Here is a 20,132-nt window from a genome sequence, read left to right as displayed (position 1 = left end):
GTCCGCCCCTTACTCCAGTGTGGAGCTATACTTACTCCACACTGGAGTATTGTCAAGGGATGACTTCTCCACCGACGGCGACGTCGTTCGCGCTCCTCGGCCTGCTCGGCATACAGCCGTGGACGGCCTACGAACTCGTCGGCCAGGCCAATCGCAGCCTGCACTTCATCTGGCCGCGCTCGGAAGCCCACCTGTACGCCGAGCTCAAGCGACTCGTGGCGCGTGGGCACGCCGACGCCGAACTCGTCGACGGCCTGCGACGCCAACGCACGCGCTACACGATCACCCCGGAGGGCCGGGCGGCGCTGAAAGAATGGCTGACCACCGAGCCGGCCCCACCCACGGTGGAAGTCGAGGGGTTCCTGCGCATGTTCCTCGGCGACCAGGGCGACGGCGACGACTTGCGCGCCGCTCTCGAATCCACCGCACGGCAGGCCCGCGCGTTGAATGCCCGCGGCAAGGCTCTCGTCGGGGAACACCTGGAGACCGGAGGACCATTTCCTCAGCGAGTGCATCTCATCGAGCCGATTGCACATTTCTACGAGGGGTTCTTTCGACTCCTCATCGGATGGTGTGAAGAGACCATCGCCGAAATAGACACGTGGCCCGACACCAAGGATCTGGGGATGACGCCGCGGGTCCGGCAACGCTATCGCGCAATGGTCGACAAGCCTGACCCCTAGACTCCGGGATTGCGACGTGCCGGGACGAAGGGAGAGAAGGTTCCGTCCTGTAGCTGCCGGCGGGCCTCAGGGTCGTAGGCCGGAAGCGCCTGGTTCTCCTCGATGAACGCGCCGTATGCGGCCATGGCCGACTGGACTTTCGGATGGCCGAACATCGCCAGGAGTCCGGCCTGCTCGACCTGCAGACCGTCTTTGAGCGGGAGGGAACCCCCTTCGAGCACCGCGCGCTTGATCACCGAGACGGCTGGTTTGTAACGCATGGAGAGCTTCTCAGCGGTCGCGCAGGCGGCCTCGAGAAGCTCGCCATGAGGCACGACCTCGTTCACGAGGCCCACCCGCTCGGCATCTGCGGGGGTGAGGACGTCGCCGCTGAGCATGATCTGCAGCGCCGCGGCACGACCGATCAGGCGCGCCATTCGTTGCGTGCCCCCGCCCCCGGGCGGGAAGCCGAGGAGAACCTCGGGCTGTGCGAGTTCACCGCGGTCGGAGAGGTAGCGCAGATCGCAGGCCAGCGCGAGTTCGAGTCCGCCTCCGGCTGTGGCGCCGTTGATCGCGGCGATGTAGACGACACCACTGCGCCCCATCATCAACAACGTCTCGTGGAAGCGCTGAAGGGCCACGACACCCCCGACCTGTGAGTCCTCGAGACGCGATTCGAGTCCAGGAATCCGCGTGAGCCGGCGGACCAGGCGCAACGCGATGCCGGCTCGCGCTTCGGAGATGGGTGGTGCCTGACGGGCGGCAGCCAGGAGTTCCGCGACGTCGTAGTGCGCAAGGAACAGGTCAGGCTGTGCGCCGGTCAGCACAACCGCACCGATTCCGTCGTCTACCTCGGCGCGTCGCACCAGGCTGTTGAGCTCTTCGACCATTTGCATCGTCATCAGCCCGTACGGCGGATTGTCGAAACGGGCGACCACCACCCGGCCATGCTGCTCGGCGCTGATCGTCATACCCACTCGGCTCCGCCTCTCGTGTCGATTTGCAAGAGCTCTACCGCGATCGGCCCGAAGCACGGACCTGACGTCACAGCGTATCGACCGCCCCGGATTGCTCGAGGGAACTGCACGCATCTCCGGTCAGGGCTGGATGAGCCGCGCACTCACCAGTGTCCGTTCAGGTGAATACGAGTTGAAGCCCGTCGTGTCGGCTGCCGGCCAGGCGAACCAGGGTCTCCGGCGCTTCGGACAAGGGCGTGTAGTCAGTGATGATGTGCCTGGCGATGTCCTTGCCGTGGGCGGCCAGGAGCGCCAAGGTCTCGGTGCTGAGGCGTTCGCGGTCCCACAGGTGGCTGGTCCCGCGCGGCACCCGTCCGATCTGAGCGCAGCGCAGGCTCAGTCCGTTGTGGTGGAACTCCTCTCCCAGTCGGACTTCTTCGCTTCCCCCCGGGTAGAACGCCAAGTCGATGACCGTTCCTTGCGGGCGCAACATACGAAGAGCCATGGCCAGTGCACTGGCCTGCCCGCGACATTGGAATACGATATCGGCTCCACGGTCCCCGGCCGCGTGACGCCATCGGCTTTTCAGCAGGACGGCCGGGTCGACAGCGTGAGGATCGACGACCTCCAGGCCGAGATCGGTCGCGACATGGCGGCGTGACGGAGTGGGCTCGACGAGGACAACCGATTCTGCGCCGTGCAGGCGGGCGAACAGCGCGGTCAGCAGGCCCACGACGCCGGCCCCGGTGACAGCGATTCGGCGACCGCGTACGCCGTCGGCGAGGCCGCGAACATCGGTGCCATGAACGTCGGCAGCAGCGTGGAGTAGCCCGTTCGCGCAGATCGGTCCCATGTGTGCGGCATAGATGCCCAGCACCGGATCGAGTGAACTCGGCAGTGTGACGAAACGGTCGCTCAGCGCGTCGGCGCGGTAAGCGCTGCGGTGCCCGTAGGTCATGGCGACCAGGTCACCTGGCTGCACGGCAGGTGTTGCGCTCTTCGTGACCCGACCGACCTGCATGTAACCGAACTTGTCGATTGGATAGCCCACGTCTGGGGCGCCCGGCATGAACAGGCCGAGTTCGGGGTCCCACCTACGGTGCAGGGCGGGGTTCGTGCCCTTCACCCAACTGAGGTCCGTCCCTGTCGACAGTCCACTGAAAACGGTCTCCACGTCGAACTGGCCGTCCTGCAGAGGCGGCGGTGGCGGCTCATCGCGCAGTGTGACCACGCCGCAGCGCTCGACCACGACGGTGAATCTGCGGTCAGTCATGGAGTCTCACCGGCCGGCGGTCCCTGGCCGAAGCCGCTATGGCGCAAGCTAGTTCATGGGTCCGCAGCGCCTCGCCGTAGTCCACCAGGATCCCGTCGCGCGCCGCGCCGTTGTCGAGCACAGCGTCGATGAACGCACGATCGGCCGCCCGCTTGGCGTCGTCGGGTAGCAGACTGCGCTGCGTGGTTCCCTGCGCTGTCCTCGCGACGATTTCGTCTTCGTGAATCGTGACCGACAGACCGTCGGCATGGAGTTCGAGACCCGCCCGGTGCTTCCAATCGAGGCAGCATGCGGCGGCGACGGTTCCCACCGCTCCGGATTCGAACCTCAGGATCGCGACGGTGGCTCCGTCGACATCGGCGTCCGGCACGCCCGGCGGCGCGGCGTTGGCGTAGGCGTCGACTTCGACGACGTCGCCGCAGAACAGCCGAATCAGATCCAGCACATGCGCCGCCTGCTCGACGATCTGACCGCCCGACATCGCCCGCCTGCTCCACCAGGGCACCGGGGGCACACGGTCGATCCATGACCCCACCGCGAGCCGAACGGGTCGGCCGTCGAGTAGTTCACGGACGAGGTCGACGGCCGCCGAATAGCGCCAATGATGACCGACCGCGGTGACGACGCCGGCCATCCGCGCCGTGTCGGCTATGCGCTCGGCGGTCGGCAGGTCCAGTGCCAGCGGCTTCTCGACGAACATGGCGATGCCTGCGCCGAGCACCCGTTCCTCGATCGCGCCGTGCGCATGCGGGGGAACGCAGACATACACCGCATCCGGCGACGTGTTCAGTAGTGCCTGCAGGTCAGGTACCACGACGCCACCCGTCGCATCGGCGAATGACTCTGCGGCCGCCGGAACCGGGTCTGTCACGGCAAGGATGCGTACATCCCTCAGTTGAGCGAGATGGTGCGCGTGCCGCAGGGCAACACCACCCGCGCCGACGAATCCGACATTGCAGCGGTCCACAGCTCATCTCCCGGGTCGGCCTCGATGCCGATTACCCTCGCCAACTGGCGTCACTCCACCCTTAAGGGTGGATTTGACGTCGGTGTAAACGGTAACCCGACTGTCATGCACGAACCAGATGAGCACACTCCGGCCGGGGTGGACCCCGAGGTATGGAAGTGGCTGCCACGGCGGTCCAGTCGCGGGACGTCGTGGACGCTGCAGCGGGTCATGCGGGCTAAGGGCGCCAGACGTATCAGCGTCGTGCTGCCCGCTCGCGACGAGGAGCAGACCGTCGGGGGAATCGTCGCGCAGATTCGGCGCCTGCTCATGGAGGACGTCAGTCTGGTCGACGAGCTCATCGTCATCGACTCCCGATCGTCCGACTCGACGGCGGCAGTCGCGGCGTCAGCCGGGGCGACGGTGTTTCACCAGGACCAGATTCTGCCCGACCAACCGCGCATGGACGGCAAGGGCGATGCGTTGTGGAAGGGGCTGGCTGCCAGCACCGGCGACATCGTTCTCTTCGTCGATTCGGACCTGCGCGACTTCACCACGCATTTCATCGTCGGACTGCTCGGCCCTCTGCTGTGTGAATCGGACGTGGTGTTCGTCAAGGCGCATTACCTGCGCCCGCTGATGACCGATCAGGTCACCGTCCCCGGTGGTGGCGGTCGGGTCAGCGAACTCGTCGCCCGGCCCCTCATCAACATGTTCTGGCCCCGGTTGGCCGGCTTCGTTCAGCCGTTGGCGGGCGAGTACGGGGGATATCGAGACGTACTCGAACAGATTCCCTTCACGACCGGCTACGGCGTCGAGTTCGCCATGCTGGTGGATCTGCTCAACCTCGTCGGACTCGATGCGCTCGCCCAGGTCGATCTGGGCACCCGCACCCATCGTCACCACGACATCGAAGCGTTGGGTCGCATGGCGGCTCAGATCTTGCACACCGCGAGCGTGCGGCTCCAGCGCGAGCACCGCGGCGTCGCCGAGGCGCCGGCATCGAGATGGCTCACCCAGTTTCGCCACGACACCGCGACACCCGTGCACCACCAGCTGATGGTCTCCGATGTCACCGTCGAAGAGAGACCGCCGCTGGCTGACGTCCGCGCCGTTGCCGACTTGCTTGCCACCGCTCCCGGCGCCCGTTCCTGGCCGCTCGAGAATCAGCGGCCATGACTCTGACGGTGTTGATCAATGCGGGACCGTGGCTGACGGTTCCGCCGGTCGGCTACGGCGGAATCGAGAACATCATCGCGACGCTCATTCCGGAGCTACGCCGGCGAGGCGTGCGCGTCGTTCTTGCCACCGTCGGTCAGAGCACCATCGACGTCGACGAAGAGATCCACGTGTTCGACGAGCCGCAGTTCGCCCACCTCGCAGAGCCTTACAACGATGTAGTCGGTGTCGCTGCAGCGCATTTGCAACGCATCGCCGCCGAATTGCGGCGCCGATCGGACATCGACCTGGTTCACGACCACATGGAGGTGTTGGGCCCGAGCATGCTCACGACCATGGGCGCCGACCGGCCGACCGTGCTCCACACCCTGCACTGGGATCTGACGAAGCACCGCGCCTTCTACCGCGGATTCGGCAGGCACGATCGATTTCACGTCAACGGTGTCTCCGCCGAGCAACTGCGGCGCGCGCCCGATGCGCTTCGCCACCACACTCTCGGGCACGTCCATCTGGCCACTCCGCTCGCACACCACGCCACACGTCGGTCTGCCCCAGCCGGGAACGGTCATCTCGTTCTGGTCGCGCGAATCAACCGTAGAAAGGGGCAACACATCGCCGCGCGCCTGGCGCAGAGATTCGGCTGGGAGCTGGTGCTGGCCGGGCCGATCGGGCCGTTCACCACGCCGGAGCAGCTGAGCGCCGAGCCGAATGCCGATCGATATGCCGATGTTCGGTATTGGCGCGAAGAGGTTGCCCCACACGTCGACGGTGACCGGGTGCGGTGGATCGGAAACGTGACCGGAGATGATCGTGACCACCTCGTCTCGACCGCGCTCGCCACATTGTTTCCGGTGTGCTGGGACGAACCCGGGGGTACCGCGGTCATCGAATCGCTGGCCCTTGGCACACCTGTGGTCGGCTACCGCCGCGGCTGCCTGCCCGAGCTCGTCGAACCCGGCACGGGACTGCTCGCGGAGTTCGGCGATGAGGCGGCGCTGGCTCAGCTGGTCACCGCCGTCGACAGGCTTGATCCCGCACACTGCCGCGCGGTGGCGGAACGTCGGTTCGCCCCGGAGGTGATGGCCTCGGCCTACCTCGATCTCTACGAACAGTGCATTGCGGGCTCACGCCCCAAGGTCTTCGCGTAACGCGTTTACCGGAGCGCCGACCCGGGGACCCCCCACACCATGCCGACGCGGGTGGGCCGGGCGGTTCATGCCCATCTTTCCGCCGCAGACGAGCACTTCGGGCTGCGGCTCGGCGTGGGCCTGCTCGGCACGCTCGTCGCCGGGGCAGGCTTCGCGCTCGTTCTCCTCCTCGTCCGCGCGGGCTGGCCGCCACTGCGAGCCCTCGACGCCGGGGCTGCGGACGCGTTTCACCGCTTGCACACCGACCACCCGCAGTTGGCGCAGACAGCCGAGATCGTCAGCGATACCTTCGACCCGGTCGTCTTCCGTGTCGGCCTGACGGTGGTCGCGGTGGTGTATCTCATCAACGGTGAACGACACCACGCGGCGTGGCTGTTGACCACGGTGTTCGGTGGCGCGGGACTCGGCCTCGCGTTGAAGGAGATGGTCGGCCGGGCCCGCCCCGTGCTGCCGGATCCGGTTTCGACGGCGCCGGGGATGTCGTTCCCGTCCGGCCATGCGTTGAGCGCGACGATCGGCTGCTGCCTGCTCCTGTTGCTCACCCTCCGTTTCCTGCCGCGAGGCGGCCGGATCGCCGCCGTCGCGGCGGCCGCGGCGGTCGTTGCGGCGGTCGCGTTCGCACGGGTGGTGCTCGGCGTGCACTTCGTCAGCGACGTCCTGGGCGGCGTCACGCTCGGCGTCGGCTGGGTGGCGGTCACGACATGGGCCTACGCCGCGTGGCGCCGGGAAACGGGCCAGCCCGTCGCGGGTCCGGCCGATGTCGGGACCCGCGAACAGCCGTGGGCACGGCGGTGAGCGCGCCGCCCACCGCTTGACGGCATTGTCAAAGGGGTAATCCACGTCGATGCATGGCATGGCCGGCCACCGTCGTGACGTCGGGCGGTTACTCGTCGCCGCCGTGTGCCTCATCGGGTTGATGGTGGCGTTGGGCTACCTGCTCACCCATGTGCTGCCGCCGACCGCGTTCGGTAGGTGGGACGCCGAGTTACCGGCCCGGCTGGTGAAGCACCGTCAGGGACAGGGTTTTTCGGAGAGTGCGGTGATCACGACTCTCTCGGCCACGCCGACCATCGTCGTCCTCACAGCGCTGGCGGCGACGGTCTTCCGCTGGGTGTTCGGCCGCTGGCGCGAATCGGTGCTCGTGGTGTGTGCAGTGGCCGGCGAGACTGCCGTCTTCATGGCGACCACACTGCTCATCAGTCGCCCGCGGCCGCAGGTGCCGCACATGGACGAGGCGCCGCCGACGTCGTCCTTCCCCTCCGGCCACACCGCGGCGGCGGTCTGCTTCTACGGATCTGTCGCGGTGATCGCCCTGTGGCACAGCCGGTATCGCTACGTCACCGCGGCTGCTGTGGTCGGCTGTGCCGCAGTGCCGCTGTTGATCGGCGTCAGCCGGGTCTACCGCGGCATGCACTACCCGACGGATGTGCTCGGCGGCTTGATCCTGGGCGGCATCTGGCTGAGCGTCGTCCTGTACGTCGTGCACGCAGGGCCCGCTCATCGTGGAGCCGATGACGGGAAGCGAACCCGCGTATTCAGCTTGGGCAGCTGATGTTCTGCGCCCGAACGGACACGCCTGCCACTACACGGCTGAGTCGGGCAGCGATCAGCTGCGATGCGGGGTCGCTCTCAGGTTCACGCGCTCCACTCGGCCAAAGGCGCCACGGCCACCGGCGATGAGGCGCTTGGCGTCGAGTCCTGCGACGTCTTTCATGGCTGCGCTGCCGAAAGTCGCGTGGTATCCGCCGGGCAGCGTGGCTTCGACGCCGAGGAGAGCACTGCGCGCTGGCCGCCGATGTCCCGCACCTTCGATGTTGTCCCCCACCACGCCGTCGATCTCCATTGCAGGGCAGGAGAGTCCGACCGCCCTGGCTGCAGCGGCGACGTCGCGACACAACGCAGCGCCGCCTGCGGCGAGACTCATGTTCTCGATATCGACATGGACTTCTCTGTCGTGTGTCGTCTGTAGTACCGGCGAGAGAGCCGTTGGCCGACCATCGAGTGCCGCCTTCACAGTGTCGCCGAAGGCTTTCAAATCCGGTTCGTCGCGCTCCTGCGACGGCAACATCACACCAGGGTTCAACAGGCCATCTGGGTCGAAGGCCCGCTTGATTGCGCGGAACGCGGCCAGCTCGACGGCCCCGAACGCCTTTCGCATCTGAGCCCGCTTCGCAGTGCCGATTCCGTGCTCACCCGTCAGCGTGCCACCAAGCGCCAGCGCTGCGTCGGCGATCTCTTCGGCGATTCCCTCGACGATTGCGAGCTGGGCAGGCTCGTAGAGGATTGTCGGGTGTAAGTTGCCGTCCCCGGCGTGCCCCACAACTGGGACATCGAGTCCGTAGCTCGCGGCAATCTGTCGGCTACGGGCCATCATCTCGGGTATTCGCTGCCGCGGTACGGTCGAGTCGCAGATATAGAACGCTTTTCCAGTCGCTCGTATCGCGAATCCCGCAGCGAGACGACCTGCCCAGAGTGCCGTGCGTTGTTGCTCGTTGACCGCAGTGCGCAGCGTGGGATCCCAACGCCGAAAAAGCTTTTCGAGTGCAGGGGTCTCCCGGGCGATGTCGTCGGGCTCACCGTCAAGCTCGACGATGAGCATCGCCGCCTTGTCCGTGGGATAACCGGATGGGAGGTGAGCCTCCATGATCTCGACGAACCTCTGGTCGCACAGCTCCAGCGCCGCAGGCAAGATTCCCGCGGCAATGATCTCGGAAACTGCCAACGCCGCGTCTTCGACTCGGTCGAAGGCTGCGAGCGCCGTCCAACGGACCGCAGGGATAGGCATCAGTTTGAGGACGGCACGTGTGACCACTCCGAGGATCCCTTCGGATCCGATCACCACCCCCAACAGGTCGACTTCGTCGTCGTCGGTGAAGGTGACCAGGCGACCGTCGGCGAGGACGACGTCGAGGCCGAGCACGTGGTGGAATGTGACACCGTGTTTGATGCACCCAGGACCACCGGCGTTCTCCGCGATGTTGCCGCCGATGGTCGAAATGGGTGTCGACGCCGGATCCGGCGCATAGACCAAACCTGCGGGCGCGGCTGCGGCCTTGAGATCGGCGTTGATCACACCAGGTTCGACGACCGCGCGCCGTGCTTGCGCATCGATCTCTAAGATCCGATTCATACCCGTGAGATCGAGCACCAGGGATTCGTCACCGGGCGCGATCGCCCCGGACAGGTTCGTCGCGGCGCCGCGGGGGACCATTCGCAACCCATGCTCGGATGCATACCGGAGCAGTGCCACGACCTGGTCGCTCGACGTCGGTCGAGCGACTACAGCTGGGATGCCGCGCTGTGTGATGAAGTCTGTTCCCGCCAGCACGCGAGCCGCCTTGTCGGTCATGATTGCATCAGACCCGACCAGCCGGCGCAGATCCGATCCGAGCGCATCCGCTGTCATGCCGCCCAACTTATGTTTTCTCTCGTCGGGCCGACGTTGTTATGCCCGTAAGGCTGCAAGGCGCGCCGAGTCCAAGTGGTGCTGGCAATGAAACCGGGGACATCGCCGTGAGCGCGTCCGTTTATTGCTGCAAGCGCACCACCGCAACGTTAGAAGCGGAGCCGATGACGGGAATCGAACCCGCGTATTCAGCTTGGGAAGCTGATGTTCTGCCATTGAACTACATCGGCGGTGTGGCTAGTGAGGTTAGCACCACGGGCCGATACGCTCGGCGCGTGCTCCTTTCCGATCGCGACATCCGCGCCGAGATCAACGCCGGCCGGATGGGCATCGATCCGTTCGACGACACCCTGGTCCAGCCATCCAGCGTCGACGTGCGCCTCGACAACCTTTTCCGGGTCTTCAACAACACCCGCTACACCCACATCGACCCGGCGCTGCGCCAGGACGACCTCACCACGCTCGTCGAACCCAAGGAGGGCGAGCCGTTCGTCCTGCATCCGGGTGAGTTCGTGCTCGGGTCGACGCTGGAGCGCTGCACGCTGCCCGACAACCTCGCCGGCCGCCTCGAAGGCAAGTCGTCTCTGGGCCGGCTCGGCCTGCTGACCCACTCGACCGCCGGCTTCATCGACCCGGGTTTCACCGGCCACATCACCCTCGAGCTGTCCAATGTGGCCAACCTGCCGATCACGCTGTGGCCGGGCATGAAGATCGGCCAGCTCTGCCTGCTGCGGCTGACCAGTCCCGCCGAGCATCCCTACGGCAGCAGCAAGGCCGGGTCGAAGTACCAGGGCCAGCGCGGCCCCACGCCCTCGCGGTCCTATCAGAACTTCATCAAGCACCCCGATCCCCGCTGACTCAACGCAAGAGGGAATGAACCGAACATTCCTCGTTGTCGTTGATCCGAGTAGGGTCGAAGTACCGGCGTCCGCGGGCATTCGGTGCGTCGCGATCCGGCCAGGGCTCCACCGCGCACAGCTAACAACGTCGGAATGTAACGACCACGCTGCTCGCGACGATGAAGTTCTAGTTGGAGACTCGTGACGGTCGACTGCGCAACGGCGAACGAGCAGGCGTAGCAAACACATTGGAGGATCTGGTGGACATCGTACTGGGTGTGTCGATGACACCTACGACGGTCCGCATGGTGCTGGTCGAAGGGGAGAAGGCCGACGGTGTGACCGTCGACCACGACGTCTTCGAGATCACCGCAACCGAGGGCTCGGCAACGTCGAGCGCGGCCGACCAGGTCGTCGCCGCGGTGCTCGGCACCAAGGAGAGCGCCACCGAGGGCGGCCACGATCTGAAGTCGATCGGCGTCACGTGGAGTGACCACGCCGAGGCGTCCACACTGCGCGACACACTGACCGCCCGCGGCATCGACGACGTCATGCTGGTGTCCGAGGGGCACGCCGCCGCTGCGCTCGCGCAGGCCGTCGGCCGGACCGTCGGATACGCCACCACCGCGCTGCTGTTCATCGACCGGGACACCGCCACCCTGTCGGTCGTGCAGACCGACGACGGCTCCGTGGTCAAGGTGCTCAGCCGCAGCCTGCACAGCGACGACGCGATGGCTGTGCTCACCGAGATGGCCGCCGCGGTCGACGCCCAGGACTCCCCGCCCGACGGCATGTTCGTGGTCGGCTCGGGTGTCGACGTCAGCTCGGTCAAGGCCCACCTGGAACACATCGTCTCGCTGCCCGTCAGCGCACCCGACGAGTCCGCCATGGCGCTGGCGCGCGGCGCTGCGCTCGCATCGGCGCACGCCCCCGCCCTCGAGGCGTCCACCGTCGGACTGGCCTACTCACAGGATCCCGACGACGGCCCGACCGCGGGCGGTGCCTACGCGGCGCTGGCCGCGGCTGCCACCCAGATGCGACCGGTCAGCGAGCCGGTGCCCGCGCCCGAGGACTTCGTCGCCGCCGGGGCCGACCTGCCCCACGACGAGACCCGCAAGCCGTTCCTGCTGGTCGGCAGCGCACTGACCTCGGTCTTCGTGGTGGGTGTGGTGGCGCTCGCGATCTCGCTGGCCGTCAGCATCCGGCCGACCGCCGATCAGCGGCCCAGCCCGGCGCAGAGTGCGATCGTCCCGAGCATCACCCAGGCCCCTGCGGCGCCCGCCCCCGTCCGGGAGGCCCAGCCCGTGCAGGCTCCGCCGGCCGCGCCGCCGCCGGAGACCATCAAGGCTCCCGTGCAGGTGGTGCAGCAGGCACCGGTGCAGCAGGCACCACCGCGGCAGGTGTATGTCGAACCCGCGGCACCCCCGCCCGCTCCGGCGCCCGCCGCTCCGCCTCCCGCTCCTGCGCCGCCGCCGGCCGCGCCCGCACCGGTGATCGCGCCGCCAGCGGTGTTGCCGCCGCCGGTCGCCGTCTATCCGCGTCCGCGTTATCCGGTCTTCCAGCCGCCACGCGTCTACGAACCGCCCAAGTCGCCCTGGAAGCCACCGTGGACGCCCCCGTGGCAGAACGACGATCCGCCGAAGAGTGACTCGGACTGGCCGCAGGTGCCTCAGCAGCCGCAATACCCGCAGTATCCCCAGTACCCGCAGTATCCCCAGGTGCCGCAGACCCCTCGGCAGCCGTCGTTCCCGTTCCCGGGTTCCGGCTCGGATTCGGGTGGCCGGGGCGACTACGGGGATTCCGGGTCACGTGGGCGTGGTGACTACGGGGCGGGCTCGGATTCGCGGGGTCCCTCGGGCGGGGACCGCGGATCCTCGGGCGGCAACGGCGGGTCGCCGTTCTGGCCGTTCCCGTCGCTGGGCTGATCACCCACGTCTGATCGTCACCTGGTGTTGGGCTGCCGATCAGTGTCGCGTAGCGGTTAGCTCATCGCGCCCACCTATTCAGGCAGTATGCGATGCACCGTATTCGGCACGGGATACCTCGGCGCGACCCACGCGGCCGGGATGGCGGCGCTCGGCCACGAGGTGATCGGTGTCGACATCGACCCCGGCAAGGTCGCCAAGCTGGCGGCGGGCGAGATCCCGTTCTACGAGCCCGGCCTGGCGGAACTGCTCAACGAGAATCTGGCAGCCGGCCGCCTGCAGTTCACCACTGACTACGAGCAGGCCGCCGAGTTCGCCGACGTGCACTTCCTCGGCGTCGGGACTCCGCAGAAGAAGGGCGAATACGGCGCCGACCTTCGGCACGTGCACGCCGTGATCGACACCCTGGTGCCGCGATTGCGCCGGAACGCGGTGATCGTCGGCAAGTCGACCGTGCCGGTGGGCACCGCCGCCGACCTCGCCGAGCGGGCCCGCAATCTGGCGCCCGACGGCGTCGACGTCGAGGTGGCCTGGAACCCCGAGTTCCTGCGCGAAGGCTTCGCGGTGCACGACACCCTGCACCCCGACCGCATCGTGCTTGGTGTGCAACGGGACTCGGTGCGCGCCGAAGCGGCGGTACGCGAGCTCTACGCACCGATACTCGCCGAGGAGGTGCCGTTCCTGCGCACCGATCTGCAGACCGCGGAGTTGGTCAAGGTGTCGGCCAATGCCTTTCTGGCCACCAAGATCTCGTTCATCAACGCCATCTCCGAGGTGTGCGAGGCCGTCGACGGCGACGTCACCCTGCTGGCCGACGCGCTGGGCTACGACCCCCGCATCGGGCGGCGCTTCCTGAATGCCGGCCTGGGTTTCGGCGGCGGCTGCCTGCCCAAGGACATCCGCGCCTTCATGGCCCGCGCCGGCGAACTGGGCGCCAACCACGCGCTGACCTTCCTGCGCGAGGTCGACAGCATCAACATGCGGCGCCGCACCCGGATGGTGGAACTCGCCACGTCCGCCTGCGGCGGCTCACTGCTCGGCGCCAACGTCGCCGTCCTCGGCGCGGCCTTCAAGCCGGAGTCCGACGACGTCCGTGACTCCCCGGCGCTCAACGTCGCCGGCCTGCTGCAGCTCAACGGGGCGACCGTCAACGTCTACGACCCCAAGGCGATGGAGAACTCGCAGCGGGTGTTCCCGACGCTGAACTACTCGACGTCGGTGATCGAGGCCTGCGACCGCGCCGACGCCGTGCTGGTGCTCACGGAGTGGCCCGAATTCGTCGACCTCGACCCTCGTGAGCTGGCCGCCACGGTGCGGGCGAAAGTCGTTGTCGACGGCCGCAACTGCCTGGATCCGGAGCGGTGGCGCGCCGCCGGGTGGCGGGTGTATGCGCTGGGCCGACGCATCGCGGAACCGCCCGCGGCGTAGCGTCGGGGTGTATGACGGTATACGCGCTCAACCTGTTCGACGTCGCGAACGCCGACGAGTACCGGGCCTACTCCAAGCGCTCCCCGCAGGAGGTCGCCAAGCACGGTGGCCGGGTGGTGGCACTCGGAAAGTTCCGCGAATCGATGATCGGTGAACTCGAGCCGCGCCAGGTACTGATCCTGGTCGAATGGGACTCCCGCGAAGCCTTCGAGAGCTATCGCGACGACCCCGCGCTGGCCGACCTGCACGCCCACCGCGAGAAAGGCACGTCGTCCTACATCTGGCACCTGTTCGACCGGTTGGACGACCTGCGACCCGTGCTGGGGCTCGAACGATGAGCATTCATCTCAGACAACGCATCCGGTGGGTCGCCCTGCACGGCGTGATTCGCGGGCTGTCGACGCTCGGCGCGCGGCGCGGCGACCCGCAGGCCCGCCTCATCGCCGACCCCGCCGTCCGGGAGAACCCGGCCGCCTTCGCCGACGAACTGCGGCCGCGCGGCCCCGTCATCCGCGGCAGAGCCGCACTGCTGACGTTCGACCACGCCGTCATCACCGACCTGCTGCGCAACGACGACTTCCGCACCGTCCCGCAGGGCAGCAACCTGCCCGCCCCGCAGCGCTGGATCACCCGCAAGACCGAGACCGGACTGATGCACCCGATCCAGCCGCCGTCGCTGCTGTCGATCGAACCGCCCGACCACACCAGGTGCCGCAAGCTGGTGTCGTCGGTGTTCACGGCCAGAGCCGTTGCCGCCCTGCGGGACCGCGTGCAGCAGCGGGCCGACCTGCTGCTCGACGACCTGGCCGCCGTCGACGGCGCCGTCGACGTGGTGCAGCGCTACTGCGCGCAGCTGCCGGTCGCGGTGATCAGCGACATCCTCGGTGTGCACGAGCGCGACCGGCCGCAGATCCTGCGCTTCGGCGAACTGGGCGCGCCCAGCCTCGACATCGGGCTGTCCTGGCAGCAGTACCGGCAGGTGCACGAGGGCATCGTCGGATTCAACACGTGGCTGCGCGGCCACCTCGCGGAGCTCCGCCGCAACCCCGGCGACGACCTGATGAGCCAGTTGATCCAGGCCAGCGCGGCCGCCGACGCCGAAAACCGGCTCAGCGACCCCGAACTCGAGGCGCTCGCCGGACTGGTGCTGGCCGCGGGCTTCGAGACCACGGTGAACCTGCTCGGCAACGGCATCCGGATGCTGCTGGAGACCCCGGAACACCTCGACACCCTCGCCGCACGCCCGGAGTTGTGGCCGACGGCGGTGGAGGAGATCCTGCGGCTCGACCCGCCGGTGCAGATGACCGCAAGGGCCGCGCTCAGGGACGTCGAGGTGGCGGGCACAGCGCTGCGCCAAGGCGAGACCATCGTGTTGCACCTGGCCGGCGCGAACCGTGATCCGGCGGTGTTCGCCGATCCGCACCGGTTCGACATCGAGCGCGACAACGCGGGCAGGCACCTGTCGTTCTCCGGTGGCAGGCACTTCTGCCTCGGCGCCGCCCTGGCCCGGGTGGAGGGGGAGGTCGGCCTGCGGTCGTTCTTCGAGCGATTCCCCGACGCGCGGCTGGCCGGCTCCGGCAGCCGCCGCGACACCCGGGTGCTGCGGGGGTGGTCGAGTCTGCCGATCACGCTCGGTACGGCGCGCGCGGCGCTAGGTTCGTGACGTGGATTTCCGTGCCGCACTGCTCGAACAGACCGATGCCTTCGGCGCAGTGATCGCCACCGGCGAGCCCGACGCGCCGGTGCCCACCTGTCCCGACTGGACCCTGACGCATCTTTTCCGGCACGTCGGCCGCGGAAACCGTTGGGCCGCACAGATCATCGCCGACCGGCGCAGCGAGGCCCTCGACCCGCGCGAGGTGCGCGACGGCAAGCCGCCGGCCGAACCCGCCGCGGCACTCGACTGGCTCAACGCCGGCGCGCAGCTGATCGTCGACGCGGTGGAGCGGGTGGGCAGTGCCAGGGTGTGGACCTTCGCCGGACCGCGGCCGGCCGGCTGGTGGATCCGGCGCCGCCTGCACGAGGTGCTCGTGCACCGGGCCGATGCGGCACTGGCCGTCGGCGGTGTCTTCGAGGTGCCCGCCGACCTCGCCGCGGACGCGATCAGCGAATGGGTGGAGCTGATGACCAACCCGACATTGATCGCCGGTGCGCTGGACCGCGGACAGACGATGCACCTGCACGCCACCGACAACGGCCTGGGCGTCACCGGCGAGTGGACCGTCGTGCACGACCATGAAGGCGTCTCGTGGACGCACGACCACGGCAAAGGCGATGTGGCCCTGCGTGGTCCGGCCCGGGACCTGCTGCTGGCCATCACCCGGCGCCGCACGGCCGCCGAGCTCGGCCTCGAGGTGTTCGGAGACGCCGCGGTCTGGGACACCTGGTTGCAGCGCACGCAGTTCTGAGCCGAAACGGCTCGGGCAGTGCGATCCCGGGTCGATGAGCTCATCGGCGTCGCGCCGTAGGCTACCGTGCGAGCATGAGCACTTCCGAGATCGCGACCGTGCTGGCATGGCACGACGCGCTCAACGAGCAGGACTTCGACACACTGGTCGCGCTGTCCAGCGACGACATCGAGGTGGGCGACGCCAACGGTGCGGGCCAGGGGCACGCGGCCCTGCTCGAGTGGGCACGATCAGCGGGCGTCACCGCCGAACCCGGGAAGCTCTACGTGCGCGACGGCGTGGTCGTCGTCGAGCAGCGGATCGCGACGCCCGACGGGAGCAGGGCTGCCGCGTCGGCGTTCCGGGTGGTGCACGACAAGGTCACGTCGGTGTTCCGGCACGACGACCTGGCATCGGCGCTGGCCGCCACCGAGCTCACCGAAGAGGATCTGAGCGGCTAGGAGGCTTCGTGTGAAGGGCATCATCCTGGCCGGTGGATCGGGCACCAGACTGCATCCGATCACGCTGGGCGCGAGCAAGCAGCTCATGCCCGTGTACGACAAGCCGATGATCTACTACCCGCTCTCGACGCTGATGATGGCGGGCATCAGGGACATCCTGGTGATCACCACGGCCGCCGACGCGCCGGCCTTTCACCGCCTGCTCGGCGACGGCTCGGCGTTCGGGATCGACCTCACCTACGCCGTGCAGGACCGCCCCGACGGACTCGCCCAGGCGTTCGTGATCGGCGCGTCGCACATCGGCACCGACTCGGTGGCACTCGTGTTGGGCGACAACATCTTCTACGGTCCCGGTCTCGGCACCAATCTCAGCCGGTTCGGCGGGGTGAAGGGCGGAGCGATCTTCGCCTACTGGGTGGCCAACCCGTCGGACTACGGCGTGGTGGAGTTCGACGACAACGGTGTCGCGCTGTCGCTCGAGGAGAAGCCCGTCACCCCGAAGTCGCACTACGCCGTGCCCGGGCTGTACTTTTACGACAACGACGTGGTGGACATCGCCCGGTCGCTGAAGCCCTCGGCCCGCGGTGAGTACGAGATCACCGAGGTCAGCCAGACCTACCTGGAGCAGGGCCGGCTGTCGGTCGAGGTGCTCGCGCGAGGCACGGCGTGGCTGGACACCGGCACGTTCGACTCGCTGCTGGACGCCGGCGATTTCGTCCGCACCATCGAGCGTCGCCAGGGTCTGAAGATCAGTGTGCCGGAGGAGATCGCCTGGCGCCTCGGCCTGATCGACGACGACCAGCTCGCCGCCCGTGCCCAGGAACTGCTCAAGTCCGGCTACGGCGCCTACCTGCTGGAGCTGCTGGAGCGGTAGGCGTCGCCAGCACCGCCGCGATCCCGGTGGTGAGCGGCACCGAGAGGGCGAGCGCGATACCGCCGACCGCGGACCTGGCGATCTCGATGGCCACGCTCTCACTGGTCAGCACGTCGCCCAGCGCGCGGTTGGCGACGCTGAAGAGCAACAGCAACGGCAGCGCGCTGCCTGCGTAGGCCAGCACCAGGGTGTAGACGGTGCTGGCGATGTGGTCACGACCGACCCGCATGGCGCCGACGAAGATAGTGCGCCTGGTGGCGCCCTCGAGCTCGGCGAGCTCGAACACCGTGGAGGCCTGCGTCACCGTCACGTCGTTGAGGACGCCGAGCGAGCCGATGATGAAGCCGGCGAGCAGCAGGCCGGTGATCGACACGTTGCCCAGATAGGCGGCGACCTCGTTGTTCTGATCCTCCGACAGTCCGGTCAGGTGCGCGAGTTCGATTGCCAGCCAAGACAACAACGCTGCAAGCAGGAGTGCGGTCAGGGTGCCGAGCAGTGCCGCACTGGTGCGCAGGCTGACCCCGTGTGCCAGGTAGATGACCGCGTACAGGATCACCGCGGACGCCACGAGAGAGACAGGCACGGCCGACGCGCCGTCACGCAGGGCCGGCAGCAGGAACACCACCAGCACCCCGAAGGCCACCACGATGCCGATCAGCGCCCGCAATCCGCGCCACCGCGCGACCGCGACCACGACGACGGCGAACACCGCCGCCATGCCGAACAGCGGCCACGCCCGCTCGTAGTCGTAGAACGAGTAGCTCGTGGTGCCACCCTGATCGACCTGGCGGATGATCCGGATGTCGTCCCCGGCCATCAGATTCGGCTGGCCCGGTCCGCCGCCGAACTCCACCAGCGTGTTCGCGCCCTTGTTCGGCCCCGAGTCGATGGCGATGAGGGTCTGCACGCATTCGGCGCCCTCGCCCTGCGCGGGCACCGGGTCGGCGGTCAGCACTGCACCTGCCGACGGGCTGCCGCAGGTGCCGAGGCTGGTGGACACCACGTGGCCGCCCTCGGTGGTCACCGCACCGCCCTGGGCGTTCTGGAACGGCAGCGGGATGTCGACCTTCTGCTGGCCGGGCCACAGCAGTGCCGCACTCGCGAGCACCGCGATGCCGATCGCGATCAGTAGGCCGACGACGATCTTCGCGGCCAGCGGGCCCAGTGGCGCTGGGCCGCTCAGGGAATGGGAGTGGGCATGGGAGTGCGTCACCCGGTCAGGGTAGAGGGCGACACTGGCGGCTCACTGCCGGTAGCTCACCAGGAAGTTGCCGAGCCGTTCGATCGCGTTGGACAGGTCACGCGCCCACGGCAGCGTGACGATGCGCAGGTGGTCCGGGGCAGGCCAGTTGAACCCGGTGCCCTGGGTGACGAGGATCTTCTCCTGCAGCAGCAGGTCGAGCACCAACTGCTCGTCGTCGACGATGTCGTACACCTCGGGGTCCAGGCGCGGGAACGCGTACAACGCGCCCTGCGGCTTCACACACGACACTCCGGGGATCTCGTTGAGCTTCTCCCACGCCACATCTCGCTGCTCGAGCAGCCGGCCACCCGGCAGCACCAGGTCGTCGATGCTCTGATGGCCACCGAGGGCGACCTGGATGGCGTGCTGCGCGGGCACGTTCGGGCACAGGCGCATGTTGGCCAGCAGGCTGATGCCCTCGATGAAGCTGCCCGCGTGCTCCTTCGGGCCGGTGATCACCAGCCAGCCCGCCCGGTAACCGGCGACGCGGTAGGCCTTCGACAACCCGTTGAACGTCAGCGTCAGCACGTCCGGCGCCACCGAGGCCATCGCGATGTGCTCGGCGTCGTCGTAGAGGATCTTGTCGTAGATCTCGTCGGCCAGCAGCAGCAGTTGGTGCTTGCGGGCCAGTTCGGCCATCTGCTCGAGGACCTCCCGGCGGTACACCGCACCCGTCGGGTTGTTCGGGTTGATCACCACCAGCGCCTTGGTGCGGTCGGTGATCTTGGACTCCAGGTCGGCGATGTCGGGCTGCCAGCCCTGGGTCTCGTCGCAGATGTAGTGCACGGGGGTGCCGCCGGCCAGCGACGTCGACGCCGTCCACAGCGGATAGTCCGGAGCGGGGATCAGCACCTGGTCGCCGTTGTCGAGCAGGGCCTGCAGCGTCATCGTGATCAGCTCGGAGACGCCGTTGCCGAGGTAGACGTCGTCGACGTCGAAGCGCGGGAAGCCGTCGACAAGTTCGTAGCGGGTGAACACCGCGCGGCGCGCGGGCATGATGCCCTTGGAGTCCGAGTAGCCCTGCGCGTACGGCAGGGCCTGGATGATGTCGCGCATGATGACGTCGGGCGCCTCGAAGCCGAACGGCGCGGGGTTGCCGATGTTCAGCTTGAGGATGCGGTGGCCCTCGGCCTCCAGCCGGGAGGCGTGCTCGTGTACCGGGCCGCGGATCTCGTAGAGCACGTCCTGCAGCTTCGAGGACTGGTTGAACGTCCGCGGCCGCGGCGTGTGGCTGGTGTGCCACATCTTCTCCGCGGGCACCTGTTGGCTGGTCACGTCTCCCATGGTCGCACCGGCGTCCAGTGAATTAGAAATTTCGGCTGTGGCGGCGGCGCCGTGATTTGTGGAGTCGTAGCCGCGGTGAGCGCGGTTACGACTCCACAAATCGCACAGAAACGCCGCTGCG

At 67.9% G+C, this 20,132-nt stretch carries 19 protein-coding genes and 1 tRNA gene; 13 read left to right on the top strand and 7 right to left on the bottom strand.

Going from position 1 to position 20,132, the window contains the following annotated elements:
* Window positions 1-59 precede the first annotated feature (59 nt).
* Entirely contained in the window at window positions 60-683 is a 624-nt protein-coding gene (locus ACPCHZ_RS02020; protein ID WP_423483201.1) for a PadR family transcriptional regulator, read from the top strand.
* Here the strand turns inward: ACPCHZ_RS02020 and ACPCHZ_RS02015 are convergent.
* The 3 genes from ACPCHZ_RS02015 to ACPCHZ_RS02005 all read right to left on the bottom strand — a co-directional run bounded on the left by ACPCHZ_RS02015 (window position 680) and on the right by ACPCHZ_RS02005 (window position 3,858).
* Complete coding sequence (locus ACPCHZ_RS02015) at window positions 680-1,633, bottom strand: enoyl-CoA hydratase/isomerase family protein (RefSeq protein WP_423483200.1); 954 nt, start codon at window positions 1,631-1,633, stop codon at window positions 680-682. The two genes, ACPCHZ_RS02020 and ACPCHZ_RS02015, sit on opposite strands and share 4 nt — an antisense overlap.
* A 163-nt stretch (window positions 1,634-1,796) precedes the next feature.
* Window positions 1,797-2,891: a zinc-dependent alcohol dehydrogenase gene (locus ACPCHZ_RS02010; protein WP_423483199.1), complete on the bottom strand. Its 1,095-nt coding sequence runs from the start codon at window positions 2,889-2,891 to the stop codon at window positions 1,797-1,799.
* Window positions 2,884-3,858 carry a Gfo/Idh/MocA family protein gene (locus ACPCHZ_RS02005; protein WP_423483198.1) on the bottom strand — a complete coding sequence of 325 codons (975 nt, stop codon included), beginning with the start codon at window positions 3,856-3,858 and terminating at the stop codon, window positions 2,884-2,886. Before ACPCHZ_RS02005 ends, ACPCHZ_RS02010 begins: the two co-directional genes overlap by 8 nt.
* On the opposite strand from ACPCHZ_RS02005, the gene ACPCHZ_RS02000 reads away from it, so the two are divergent.
* From ACPCHZ_RS02000 to ACPCHZ_RS01985, 4 genes are read left to right on the top strand one after another with little or no spacing between them, the layout of a single operon-like run.
* A complete protein-coding gene (locus tag ACPCHZ_RS02000; protein WP_423483781.1) occupies window positions 3,796-5,016 on the top strand; it encodes a glucosyl-3-phosphoglycerate synthase in 1,221 nt (406 codons plus the stop codon). The genes ACPCHZ_RS02005 and ACPCHZ_RS02000 overlap by 63 nt on opposite strands.
* Window positions 5,013-6,164, top strand: a complete 1,152-nt coding sequence (locus tag ACPCHZ_RS01995; RefSeq protein WP_423483197.1) for a glycosyltransferase — start codon at window positions 5,013-5,015, stop codon at window positions 6,162-6,164. Before ACPCHZ_RS02000 ends, ACPCHZ_RS01995 begins: the two co-directional genes overlap by 4 nt.
* Window positions 6,165-6,203: 39 nt before the next feature.
* Window positions 6,204-6,959 (top strand): phosphatase PAP2 family protein, encoded by a 756-nt coding sequence (locus ACPCHZ_RS01990; RefSeq protein ID WP_423483196.1) that lies wholly within the window; start codon window positions 6,204-6,206, stop codon window positions 6,957-6,959.
* 58 nt (window positions 6,960-7,017) lie between these two features.
* The gene (locus ACPCHZ_RS01985) at window positions 7,018-7,716 is read left to right on the top strand and encodes a phosphatase PAP2 family protein (protein ID WP_423483195.1); all 699 of its coding nucleotides are present in this window, start codon (window positions 7,018-7,020) and stop codon (window positions 7,714-7,716) included.
* 54 nt (window positions 7,717-7,770) lie between these two features.
* On the opposite strand, the gene ACPCHZ_RS01980 is transcribed toward ACPCHZ_RS01985, so the two are convergent.
* Both ACPCHZ_RS01980 and ACPCHZ_RS01975 read right to left on the bottom strand, forming a co-directional pair.
* Window positions 7,771-9,570 carry an FAD-linked oxidase C-terminal domain-containing protein gene (locus tag ACPCHZ_RS01980; RefSeq protein WP_423483194.1) on the bottom strand — a complete coding sequence of 600 codons (1,800 nt, stop codon included), beginning with the start codon at window positions 9,568-9,570 and terminating at the stop codon, window positions 7,771-7,773.
* Between the two features lie 159 nt (window positions 9,571-9,729).
* Window positions 9,730-9,800 (bottom strand) — tRNA-Gly (locus ACPCHZ_RS01975).
* A gap of 45 nt (window positions 9,801-9,845) precedes the next feature.
* Between ACPCHZ_RS01975 and dcd the strand changes: the two genes are divergently transcribed.
* The 8 genes from dcd (at window position 9,846) to rfbA (ending at window position 17,484) form a co-directional block, all read left to right on the top strand.
* Window positions 9,846-10,427: a dCTP deaminase gene (gene dcd, locus ACPCHZ_RS01970; RefSeq protein ID WP_302914182.1), complete on the top strand. Its 582-nt coding sequence runs from the start codon at window positions 9,846-9,848 to the stop codon at window positions 10,425-10,427.
* Window positions 10,428-10,669: 242 nt separating this feature from the next.
* Window positions 10,670-12,334 carry a DUF7159 family protein gene (locus ACPCHZ_RS01965; RefSeq protein ID WP_423483193.1) on the top strand — a complete coding sequence of 555 codons (1,665 nt, stop codon included), beginning with the start codon at window positions 10,670-10,672 and terminating at the stop codon, window positions 12,332-12,334.
* A gap of 87 nt (window positions 12,335-12,421) precedes the next feature.
* Window positions 12,422-13,762, top strand: coding sequence for a UDP-glucose dehydrogenase family protein (locus ACPCHZ_RS01960; RefSeq protein WP_423483192.1), 1,341 nt, complete (start codon window positions 12,422-12,424; stop codon window positions 13,760-13,762).
* 11 nt (window positions 13,763-13,773) lie between these two features.
* A complete protein-coding gene (locus tag ACPCHZ_RS01955) occupies window positions 13,774-14,100 on the top strand; it encodes a DUF1330 domain-containing protein (RefSeq protein WP_423483191.1) in 327 nt (108 codons plus the stop codon).
* Window positions 14,097-15,425 carry a cytochrome P450 gene (locus ACPCHZ_RS01950; protein WP_423483190.1) on the top strand — a complete coding sequence of 443 codons (1,329 nt, stop codon included), beginning with the start codon at window positions 14,097-14,099 and terminating at the stop codon, window positions 15,423-15,425. Before ACPCHZ_RS01955 ends, ACPCHZ_RS01950 begins: the two co-directional genes overlap by 4 nt.
* Before the next feature lies 1 nt (window position 15,426).
* Window positions 15,427-16,170, top strand: coding sequence for a maleylpyruvate isomerase family mycothiol-dependent enzyme (locus tag ACPCHZ_RS01945; RefSeq protein WP_423483189.1), 744 nt, complete (start codon window positions 15,427-15,429; stop codon window positions 16,168-16,170).
* Between the two features lie 74 nt (window positions 16,171-16,244).
* Window positions 16,245-16,610 carry a nuclear transport factor 2 family protein gene (locus ACPCHZ_RS01940; RefSeq protein WP_423483188.1) on the top strand — a complete coding sequence of 122 codons (366 nt, stop codon included), beginning with the start codon at window positions 16,245-16,247 and terminating at the stop codon, window positions 16,608-16,610.
* 10 nt (window positions 16,611-16,620) lie between these two features.
* Complete coding sequence (gene rfbA / locus ACPCHZ_RS01935; RefSeq protein WP_423483187.1) at window positions 16,621-17,484, top strand: glucose-1-phosphate thymidylyltransferase RfbA; 864 nt, start codon at window positions 16,621-16,623, stop codon at window positions 17,482-17,484.
* Here the strand turns inward: rfbA and ACPCHZ_RS01930 are convergent.
* Both ACPCHZ_RS01930 and ACPCHZ_RS01925 read right to left on the bottom strand, forming a co-directional pair.
* Window positions 17,438-18,697 (bottom strand): YibE/F family protein, encoded by a 1,260-nt coding sequence (locus tag ACPCHZ_RS01930; RefSeq protein ID WP_423483186.1) that lies wholly within the window; start codon window positions 18,695-18,697, stop codon window positions 17,438-17,440. The genes rfbA and ACPCHZ_RS01930 overlap by 47 nt on opposite strands.
* Window positions 18,698-18,727: 30 nt before the next feature.
* A complete protein-coding gene (locus ACPCHZ_RS01925) occupies window positions 18,728-20,011 on the bottom strand; it encodes a pyridoxal phosphate-dependent aminotransferase (protein WP_423483185.1) in 1,284 nt (427 codons plus the stop codon).
* Window positions 20,012-20,132 lie beyond the last annotated feature (121 nt).

The sequence above is a fragment of the Mycobacterium sp. NPDC050041 genome (assembly GCF_049541695.1).
Classification (GTDB): domain Bacteria; phylum Actinomycetota; class Actinomycetes; order Mycobacteriales; family Mycobacteriaceae; genus Mycobacterium.
The sequence above is the reverse complement of the archived record's forward strand: the minus strand, read 5'-3'. Positions and strand labels throughout refer to the sequence as shown.